This is a genomic window from Leptospira alexanderi serovar Manhao 3 str. L 60, assembly GCF_000243815.2.
Classification (GTDB): Bacteria; Spirochaetota; Leptospiria; order Leptospirales; family Leptospiraceae; genus Leptospira; species Leptospira alexanderi.
Genome location: NZ_AHMT02000012.1, coordinates 27501 through 37500, shown reverse-complemented (window position 1 = coordinate 37500; position 10000 = coordinate 27501). Strand labels below are relative to the sequence as shown.

General features: G+C 40.8%; 10 protein-coding genes (2 of these 10 only partly in view). 2 read left to right on the top strand and 8 right to left on the bottom strand.

The features are described 5' to 3' along the window. Window positions 1-558, bottom strand: the 5' portion of a protein-coding gene (locus LEP1GSC062_RS03430) for a TetR/AcrR family transcriptional regulator (protein WP_020983464.1). It extends 147 nt beyond the left edge of the window; the window shows 558 of its 705 coding nt (coding positions 1-558); the start codon lies at window positions 556-558; the stop codon falls past the left edge of the window. 226 nt (window positions 559-784) lie between these two features. Beyond that, window positions 785-1387: a lytic transglycosylase domain-containing protein gene (locus LEP1GSC062_RS03425; protein ID WP_010579389.1), complete on the bottom strand. Its 603-nt coding sequence runs from the start codon at window positions 1385-1387 to the stop codon at window positions 785-787. Between the two features lie 103 nt (window positions 1388-1490). On the opposite strand from LEP1GSC062_RS03425, the gene LEP1GSC062_RS03420 reads away from it, so the two are divergent. Beyond that, the gene (locus tag LEP1GSC062_RS03420) at window positions 1491-3806 is read left to right on the top strand and encodes an ATP-binding protein (RefSeq protein ID WP_010579388.1); all 2316 of its coding nucleotides are present in this window, start codon (window positions 1491-1493) and stop codon (window positions 3804-3806) included. A gap of 67 nt (window positions 3807-3873) precedes the next feature. On the opposite strand, the gene LEP1GSC062_RS24520 is transcribed toward LEP1GSC062_RS03420, so the two are convergent. Next, entirely contained in the window at window positions 3874-4482 is a 609-nt protein-coding gene (locus tag LEP1GSC062_RS24520; RefSeq protein WP_010579387.1) for an alpha/beta fold hydrolase, read from the bottom strand. 5 nt (window positions 4483-4487) lie between these two features. Then, entirely contained in the window at window positions 4488-4895 is a 408-nt protein-coding gene (locus LEP1GSC062_RS24515) for an alpha/beta fold hydrolase (RefSeq protein ID WP_010579386.1), read from the bottom strand. 420 nt (window positions 4896-5315) lie between these two features. On the opposite strand from LEP1GSC062_RS24515, the gene LEP1GSC062_RS25755 reads away from it, so the two are divergent. Continuing rightward, window positions 5316-5747: a WapI family immunity protein gene (locus LEP1GSC062_RS25755; protein WP_425268424.1), complete on the top strand. Its 432-nt coding sequence runs from the start codon at window positions 5316-5318 to the stop codon at window positions 5745-5747. Window positions 5748-6190: 443 nt separating this feature from the next. On the opposite strand, the gene LEP1GSC062_RS03410 is transcribed toward LEP1GSC062_RS25755, so the two are convergent. The 4 genes in view from LEP1GSC062_RS03410 to alr are tightly spaced (at most 53 nt apart) and all read right to left on the bottom strand, a layout consistent with a single transcriptional unit that may run on beyond the window. Beyond that, complete coding sequence (locus LEP1GSC062_RS03410) at window positions 6191-6988, bottom strand: hypothetical protein (RefSeq protein ID WP_010579384.1); 798 nt, start codon at window positions 6986-6988, stop codon at window positions 6191-6193. Then, complete coding sequence (locus tag LEP1GSC062_RS03405) at window positions 6985-7896, bottom strand: hypothetical protein (protein ID WP_020983427.1); 912 nt, start codon at window positions 7894-7896, stop codon at window positions 6985-6987. The genes LEP1GSC062_RS03410 and LEP1GSC062_RS03405 overlap by 4 nt, the downstream gene beginning before the upstream one ends. A gap of 19 nt (window positions 7897-7915) precedes the next feature. Further along, the gene (locus LEP1GSC062_RS03400; RefSeq protein ID WP_010579382.1) at window positions 7916-9058 is read right to left on the bottom strand and encodes a 1-acyl-sn-glycerol-3-phosphate acyltransferase; all 1143 of its coding nucleotides are present in this window, start codon (window positions 9056-9058) and stop codon (window positions 7916-7918) included. Between the two features lie 53 nt (window positions 9059-9111). Continuing rightward, window positions 9112-10000, bottom strand: partial view of an alanine racemase gene (gene alr / locus LEP1GSC062_RS03395; RefSeq protein ID WP_020983421.1) — the 3' portion only. Its footprint extends 251 nt past the window's final position; the window shows 889 of its 1140 coding nt (coding positions 252-1140); the start codon falls outside the window, past its right edge; the stop codon is at window positions 9112-9114.

The following is a 10000-nucleotide window of genomic DNA, read 5'->3' as shown; positions in this document are numbered from 1 at the left end:
CGCGTAAGCGGCGGATTTTAAATCTGCTTTCGGATCGATCTTTCCCGCTTTCTTAAACTTTTCCAGTTCTGCGATAAACTCGGGAAGTGCTTTCGTATAAATTTTCTTTTGAATGATTCGACTGACTTCCGGATCCAAGATGATCTGACTCACCGCAACTTTCATAAAGTCTTCGGCATCTTTAAAATCTTTACATTTGTCTGATATCAAGTGGCGAATGCTTGCTTCAAGGTCTTGGTAGTTTTTCGAAGTTTTGTAGACGCGGGAGGAAAGACAGTTTTCCTGTTTGATATCTTCGCTTCGAGTGAGAATGGCTTCCAGAAGACCTTTTTTATTTCCGAAGTATCTGAAGATCAATGCCTCGTTTGCGTTTGCGAGTTTGGCTATGTCTTTCGTATTGGCGGCGTCATAACCTTTCTTTGCGAAAACTTGAATCGCCGCCAAAAGAATAGACGTTTCTGTCGCGGCACGATTTCTTTTGCGAATCGTTACTTCAGAGACAAAATTGTCCTTCATTTGAATATGCGGATTATTTGACTTTGATCGGCTCGATTTCATTTCGATCCCAATGAAAGTCAAGATGAAACTAAGTGTCACTCACTATTTCAAAAGAGAGATGTTTCTCTTAACTTGACCGATGGAAATGGGAAATAACGTGTAAAGACGCCATCCCATTTTGGCTACGTTGTGCCCTCTTTTTGCAATAAATCGAAGAGCGATTCCATAAAAAGTGAAAATGATCGTATTCGTTTTCTATTGTTTTCGCGTAATTGATATTAGAAGGTCATTCGGAAAAATCCCTGTAGAATTTTTTAACTTTCTCAACGTAATTTCTTGTTTCTTTGTAAGGAGGAATACCGCCGTAATGATCCACGGCTTTGGGGCCTGCGTTATAAGCTGCGAGGGCGTGATCTAAATTTTTATATTTGTTCAGAAGATCGCTTAAAAATTTCGTTCCTCCCGCAACATTTTCCGCCGGATCGGAAGGGTCGTCGACTCCCAGCAGATTGGCCGTGGACGGCATGAGTTGCATGAGACCGATCGCACCTTTCGGAGAAATTGCGTCGGTTTTAAAACCGGATTCGGCTTTAATAACACTTTGAACGAGAGAAGGGTCGAGATGATTCTTTTCGGATTCTTTACGGATAATTTCGGCCAGAGTAGGTTCGATGCCTTCCCAATTGCCGCGGGAATCTCTTCTCCAAGGTTCCGCTTTGGGATTCGAAGCGGATTTTTCGCCTTCTGTCTTCAAAATAGAATCGAACGGCTCCGATGTTTGTTGTCGGTTTGGAACCGGAATTTCTTTCACGAACCGGTTTTGTAGACTTTCGATGTCTCGAATTCGATTTAAAATCCTTTGTACGGTAGGAAGTTCTTCGATCCTCATATTATGTCTCTCGGAAAGTTCTCCTGAAAAGACGATCTTTTTTTACCTTTTGGGGAATTTTCACAAGGGGGGTTCTTGATAAATCTATACTGTTTGTGAGATATTGTCTTCTGTGATCGAAATTGCCATCACATCCAGAATCTCTGCGTTCCCGATTTTATACGCTAAGTCTCGGGGCTTTTTCGAAAAAGAGGGAATTCAGGTACAAATTCGAGTCTTGGAAAACTACGACGCGATTCTCGCATTCCTAAGTTCCGGAAAGATAGAAGTCGGGGAAATACCATTTACGACTTGGTTGGATTTACATTTAAAAAAGGCCGTGCCGAACAAGTCTATTTTTCGGGGAATGATTCTTTCGAGAATGATCCACTCGTTTTATTCCAGATATAATTCCAGTATGGATTCGATTCTGGAAGGGACCCCGTATCTGATACCGGTCCTACAGAATACATCCATCGATAAGTTATTGGCCCAAGAATTTATGAGGTCCAGTCGCTTTCGTAAAAAAATTTCCTATACCTTCGTATATTCCAGATCCTATCTTTTGGAGTATGAATTTGCACAAACCACAACTCTCGGGCTTGTCGGTTCGGTTCAAGAATCTCACTTTTTAAATAACGGATTCAGAATTTCGGAAGGGCGGGATTTACCTCCGTATCGTCTTCCGGTCAATATGCTCGCGTTTAATGGCAGATTTGCAAAGACCTATCCGGATCGAATCAATAAACTTCAGAGCGCTTTATTCCGTGCGATTCAATCCTTGATCGAAAATACGAGCGATACTACGGAGCACGTGATTCAGGAAAACGTTCCGGAGTTCAAGATAGAACCGGAACAACTGCATTACTTTTACAAGCAACCTTCGCAGGATCTGCAGGAGATCCTTTCTCCGGTTGCCGCTTTGGAGGAATTGGAATACTTAGGAAGAATCTACTGGAGATCCATAAAACATCTAACCGATCCTCCTCCGGTTCTTTTGGAAGCTCTCGACTTGGCCGCTAAGGATCCGATTCCGATTTATCCCGCCGCTTTAAAAACCAAAAAAACTCTTCTTATGGAAGAACAGTTTAACCGTGAGGATGAATCCAATCGCTTATTGGAAATGACGGGAGACCGAAGAGAACTCGGGGATTTGGTTTCCGACGTTCACAATCTCGTTTTAAACATCTATAATTCCAAAAAAGGTGTACGATTGCCGGTATTACCTCTCAAAGGGACCGCGTCCGCGATCAGAGCCGGTATCAACTCCATATTGGATTTTTTATTTCAAGAAATCCGCACTCAAGAGATTAAAGCATTAGCAATCGATAATGTTCTAATGATGCAGGGCCTCGAGATGGATAAGAGAAATATGGAACTCCAGTTCTCGGACGATCGATTCAACTATCTCTTTGAGTTTTCCCCTATTCCGGTGATTTTGTTAGATTCTGTGTCAGGTGCATTGATCGCGGGAAATTATAATTTCCGAAGTCTTACCGGTTATAGCAAGGATAACATCCATAATTTGAGATTGGAGGATTTGTTTCCCGGCTTGGAGGAGATGGGCGATTGGTCCTCTCCGACAAAATCTCCGGAGACGATGCTTCGTGTGGATCAAGCGAAGATGAAGTTGAGAGACAAGTCCGAAATGGATGTTTCTCTCAGTATCACTGCGTTGTTCGAAAGGGCGAGAAAGATCTATCAGGTCCATATCCTGTATGATTCTGAGAAAAAAGAAACGGAACAGGCCAAACACGAATTCATTTCGAATATCAGTCACGAGTTACGTTCTCCTATGACGAACATTCAGGGTTATTTCGAACTTCTGAGGGCGGAAATCAATACTTCCTTATCCAAGGATCAAAGTGGGATGTTGGATGTGATTGAAAAGAATATAAAACGTCTTAATCATCTCATTGAAAATCTTTTAAAATTCGAGGAAGTTCGGGGAGAAGACAATTCCGGTCTTGTTGAAAACTTCGATCCGGCTCTGGTAATCGAAGAGGTAGTTTATTCAAACGAACCTTCTGCGAAAGAGAAAGGGTTGAGTGTGGAGCTTAGTCTGATCAAAAAGCTGAAAGTTCGTGGGATCCGTTTCGAATTCTCTCAGGTGATAACAAACCTTTTCGTAAATGCGATCAAGTATACGGAAAAGGGAAAAATCGAGATGACGATGATCGAGTCCGGTGAAGGGAAGATAGAAATCAACATCAAGGACACGGGAGTCGGGATCGATCCGAAGTATGTCGAAAAGGTATTCGAACGATTTTTCAGAATCCCGAATGATCGAAACAAAAGAGTCGGAGGTACCGGATTAGGACTTCCGATTTCCAGAACCATTCTCCACAAAATGAACGGGGAAATTAATCTTGAATCCAGAGTGGGAGGAGGAAGTAACTTCAAAATTTCCCTCCCGTTACAACCATCGGATTCCAAATGAGCAAAAAGTAATAGATTCAATTATCATAAATAACGTGAGTTCAGGGTTAAATAATGAAATGGCTTCACTATTGTTTACATCCGTTTGATTTGATTTCATGTAAAGCGCGGGCAAACGCTTCAGGCTCTTCAAAATTTGGGGCATGGGCAGAGATTTCAAACCAGTATATTTTCTTTCGCGGAGCTTCAAGGTCCTTTTCGAATCGAACGACAAGATCAAATGGTGTGGTGTAGTCGTGTCGGCCCACCATGAAATAGACGGGCAATTTGAAGGACGAAGCCTCGGTGTAAAGATTAAGTGTGGAAATTCCAGTCTCCCAGGCCCTTTTCGCATTTATGAACATCCCCGCGAAAAATCGAACGTTATCAAGCAATGTGTAGTCTGGCGATTCAAACATTAGGCGACCCATGTATGAATGTGCATCCGTACGATGAGTTGTATGAAATAATCCGCCGCCGTAGTAGTTCAACCATGTTCTTTGTTTAACAAATTGTTCAAAAGATTTATTAACCGGTTCTTTAATTTCACGGAGATCCTTTAGCGCCGTCGCGTTATTTTCTATTTGGGCCTGTTTTAGTACAAAATCGTATGAAATCTGTTCGCTCTCAATTCCATTCACCAACTGGCCTACGCCTATGAATGCGCAAAAATCATCCGGATGTCTATGAGCAATCACTGCCCCTATGTAGGAACCCCATGAATGACCAAGGATATAGATTTTCTCGCGATAAAGGGAGAAAATGATTTTCCTGCTCCTCGTTGATCCCAATGAACGACAACAAAATCTTTGATGATTTCCTTGTCTATTTTACGGGACAAGAACATATCGGTAGCCCCTGGCCCGCCGTGAATATATAATAATATTGGATTGTCTCGTTTTTGTCCACGAATAAGGATCCATTGATCCACTCCACCAATACGAACGGATTCGAGAGAACTGATTCCTTCCGTAGAAACAGCCGTTTCCTTTTCAACTTGCCGATCCCGGATCATTTTAAAGACAGCCAGAACGAAGAAGAATATCATTAACAACAAAGTAAAACCCAAAAACGTCTTTCCACTTATCCATAAAACTTTTTTCAAATTCATTACAAAATCTCCATGTGAAATTTATTTTATTTAGGATTCAGATTTATTTTGAATCGGATCTCGAAAGCAACTTTGTTTATATCGATCCGATCTGCCGTGTAAAATCGTGCAAGTAATGGAATAAGATGAGCCCAAAAGGATCCTTAGAATCGAACTCCGAGAAAATTTAAAACTGAGGTTGGCAATTTTCGATATTTATTCGGTGAACAATACCCGAGAATCGATTCGTAATTTTTAGCCGTGTACAATTCTAAATGGGTTTAATTCATCTCTTCTTTTTTGCAAGATTATTCTTTAATTCTTGTTTTTATGCGTACGCATAGTAAATCCTATTTAACGTGAGTTCGGTATAACAAATGTGACTACTTTATAATGACCAAATACGGCGACGACATTGTCTAAAATGATTATGAAACCAGAATTTTCAATAGCGGCGAACAAGGGATCAGTAAAATAACTATACGAGAAGTTTTCGGATTTCCGGATGAAACTAGTTACCTTGAGGGATATGATTGCAATTGTTCTATTGAGATAAAATCGAAAGGATATAATGCCTCAGGAAGTTTTTGGTGTTCGACAGGAATTCTCTATGATTTTTACACAGAATTATCAATTTTCTATAAAAAATTGGAAGGAACGTTAGAATTCAAGTCTCCCGAATACCAATTAGAATTTTCATTAAGCTTCGATAATTATGGTCATCTTGTCATTAAAGGAAATTATGATGAGCTGGGCTTAGGAGAAAATTCTTTAATCTTTTCTATCGAGTCAGATCAATCATACTTAGTATCAACTATTAATTCTTTGCAGAAGATCGTAAGCAGATATGGAACGAACTACGGAATAAAGTAATTTTAAAATACACCAGTGTATTTTCTCGATTAATCAAAAAAAGAAAAATATATCAAGAAGAAGATCATCTGTAATGGTTAAGACTTAATCTTACACTCCTTAAAAAAACGTGAGCAGGGTCGTAAGAAAGTTTGGGCGAATAAGAAACTAAAGTGCAACGACTCCCTGAACTCAGGCGCAGAGCTTTCCTGAACTCAGCAAACACCTTCCTATGGGTCGGTGTTTAGGTCGCTCTGCGGGTCGAAACATATAATCGCTTTCGCATTTTGTTATACCGAACTCACGTTAAAATAGATAAGGAGAAAAGAATGACGACAGGACAAAAAAATAATCAAAAAACAAGAGAAAACATAAAGAAGAATTTGGAATCGAATTGATCGAAGATTGTTTCGATTTTAACGCGTATAGAGTCGTTGGCTTTTTACGTTTCAGAAGGAAAAATTTTAAATTCTTTTCATCCTTGATTTCGACTTTTGCTTAGTGGTTTTCTTTTTCGATTTAGTCTTTTGAAACGTTTTCTTCGGGCCGGCTTGTTGTTTTTTCTCGGAAGCAAGTCTCGGAAGTTTCATCCCGGAAATAGTATATGCAAGTTCGATCAATTCTTCTATGCCGAGAACTTCTATGATATGAATGTTTTTCTTAAAACCCAGAGTTCTTAAAAAAACCAAGAGATTCTGAACTCCAAAAGCTTCGATCAGTTTTGGAATGTCTCCGATGCCTCTTTTACGAATCCAAATTCCGGATTGTTCCGGGGTTAACTCGCGAACGATCGGAATCAATTGAATAGGGGGAATTCTCAAGGAAAGTTCTATGAAGTTTTGAATTCCCACTTCGTTTAACAATGCGATGGATTTTTGAGTTCCGATATTTTTTAGAAGTTCTGCGGCAGATTCTTTACCGGTTTTAAGAGACATTTCTGCGATGTCCGCGGCCGGAATCGACGTGGATAAAAGGATAAGATCGTCCATTGGAATAGTATTTGCAAAATACGTAATGTTTTGAGGCGGGACCGTGGAAAGAAGCGCTACCAAGGTCTCTTCCGGAATACGGTTCAAGAATTCGACGATTGTTTTTTCGTCCAAGTTCTGACTGATGTATAGGAGCGTTTTATGATCCACTTTTTCGGAGAGAGAATATAGTTTTTCATAACCGAGCGAACGAAACAACTGAAAAGATTTTCCAGTACCTAGTTTATCCAGATATTCTAAAGCTTTTCCGATCTGGTTGATCACTTTCTTCATGCAAGCATATCCTCCAGAAGTCCGGTCACGAGTTCAGTCAATGGTTTTTGTTTGTGAATAGCGAGAATGTTTTCGGCGGTTGTTTTGGAAACGGAATTCCTGAAACGAATATATTCCTCGTTGGAATAACCTAGAAATTCTTTCAAAGTTTCTCCTCTGTATTCGTTTAAGACCGCGTCTCTGAGATTCTCATAGAATTTTTCCATATTCTTTTCGAGAAGGGGATCATTGGAGATTGCTTTCCGTAGTTTTTCAAGATGTTTTCTTAAATCGGTGGATTCCAAACGACCCAGATCGGAAAAACTGGTTTGGAGAAAAATTTTCAACGTGTTGGAAATGAGAATTTTACCGGCTTCGCTTTCGGAAGAATTATGCAACATTTCCGCAATCTTTTCCGTAAAGCTGGGGAGTAAGGTTGTAAGAAATCCGGAGATTTGTTTTTCGAAACCCGCCGCTTGAAACACACCCGCAAGAGGATTGAGCCTTTTATTAAATTCCACTAATATCTTTTCAAGACCTAACGAGAACATCTCTTGGATCGGCGATTGACCGAGGATCTTCATCAGGAAGAATTTGGACGGAGCGGCTACGGTTCCAGCGGCGAATTCCAAAATCGCTTCCTGCGTTTCCTGACTCATCGCTTCGGATACCGAGTTGAAAGGAAGAACCGTTCGGATGTTAACTCCTTGCAGGATGATTTTCACTTTATCTTCCGGAATTCGAAATCCGGTAACGGGTTCCAAAGACAAGGAAATTTTTTCCGGCATCAATTCTTTGAGAGTGGAGTCGAAGAAAGTGTCCAAAACTCGATTGATACTTTTCTGAACTTTCTCGGGATTTTCGACCCAGGCTTTTGCCGCAGACCGGTATTTTTTTTTCGGAAGAAATAGACGTTTCCAAAATCCCATTTCGATTCGTGTTCCTCGATTAAGTTAAAGAAAGAAGAATCTTGTCCAACTCCGGTTTATGGTAGGTGAGTTGATTCGCGTGATACAAAAATTCGTTTTTCTTTCTAAGGTTTCTCGTATCTCCGTCCTTATAAAGAAGTTTTTCGGTTCCGAATACTTCTCCGTTCCCATCGAGTTTTAGAAGTTTATTTTCCAGACCTTTGTTTAGGATATGTTGAAAGGTTTCTTCCAAATGAGAGCTGAACAACTTTCCGGAAACGTAGATTTTTTTCCCCTTCTTTTTTATCTCGTCTGCAAAGTTTTGCAGACGTTTGAAAAGTATTTCCTTACCGACCGCGGTCTCGGTTCCCAGTCGTATTAAAATCATCGAAAGAAGATTTCCGGAGGTCACTACATAATTCTTGCCTAACTTTTCTTTTACAATGTTTGTTACTTCGTCGCTGCTTGCGTTTTCGGAAATGTCGAAAGTTTCCCCGTAAGCGATATGAAGTTGGGTCTTTTTCGCGGAAATATAGTCGTACGTAAGGGTGAAAGAAATAAAATGAACGTCTTTGATTTTCGTGCGGATGAAGTAAACGCCTCTTTTGATTTGATTCAGATAACCGTCTTGATTGAATGTTCCTTCCGGAAATAGAAACAGGTTTCTTCCGGAAGTTACTTTCTCGACTAAAACGTTCCATTCCTGATCGACCATGTTCCTCAATTCTCCACTTTTTAAGAGTTCTCTTGCGTTATCGCGGAACGGACGTTTAACGGGAAAACATCCGATGTATCTTAATAATGCCGGTATCAGGTTTGTTTTGTCTATTAGTCCGAAGACGAGTTTTAAAGTTCCTTTAGGCCGAAATTCTTTGACTAAAAAATTCTTTTTTAAGATATCCTCTCTTGCCGGGATCGCAAACTTAATTTTGGGTTGAATCGCTCTGTAAATTACGGCGAGTGCGGGAACGTCTCCTTCCTCTACGTGATTTCCTATAATGACGGTGGGATAATACGCACTTAAGACCCGGTCGTGATTGTTTTCCGAAAAATATTCGTCGATGGAATCAAATAAGATTCCTCTGGTTTTATATACGAGACCGATCAGTCGATCGTAGGTTTTTGTGGAATAAACGATTTGAGTTGTATTTGGATCTTTGGAAATGGCGGAGGTCTCTTGCATGCGGCCCTTGGGATTCTTTTCGAATACAGGTTACGCTAAGAAAGGAAGAGTTTCTAGTCTACTACAATCCTACAGATGGATTCGCTGATTCTCGTCGTGATCTCGTAGCTGATCGTATGAGTTCGGTCCGCGATATCGTCCGCAGAGATTAATTCTTCTCCGTCTTGGCCAATAACCGTGACGACGCTTCCTACATCCGCTCCGGGGATATGTGTAACGTCCAACATCGTCATATTCATACAGATTCGACCGATGATCCTCGCTCTTTTTCCGAGAACCAACATGTCTCCGTTGCTCGAAAGTTTTCGATCGAGTCCTTCGTAATAACCGATCGGAACGATCGCTACTTTTGTGGGATACGAGGTTTGAAAGGTGGAACCGTAACCGATGTAACTATTGGCGGGATGATTTTGGATGTGAACGATACGGGTTTTCCAGGAAAGAATCGGACTCAGTTGGAAATTTTTATTTCCGCTGAGGTTTAAGGAAAGTCTGGTTTGTATGCTCGGCCAGAGCCCGTATAGGGAAATTCCCACTCTTACCATTTCGTAGTGGGCGTAGGAGAACAGCATCGTGGAAGCGGAGGCGCACATATGTCGGATTAAATTTTTGTAGCCGAAGGACTCCGCGAGTAAAACCGCTTTCTCGAACTTTTGAATCTGCATTAGGGAATACTTATGTTCTAAAACGTCTTCCGTGCTTGCAAAATGAGTGCAGATTCCGTCGAGAATAATGCCGACTTTTTTCAATTCTTCTAATGTATGCCTTAGGGTTTCTCCGTGATTTCCTAATCTTCCCATTCCCGTATCGATCTTGAGATGGAGTTTTGGAGCGGGGTTCAATGAGGAAAGAGTTCGAGCCGTTTCCGGTCTTGAGAATATGATCCAGAAATTGGGATCGGATAGAACTTCTTTTCGTTTTTCCGGGTTTTGAATTTCTCCC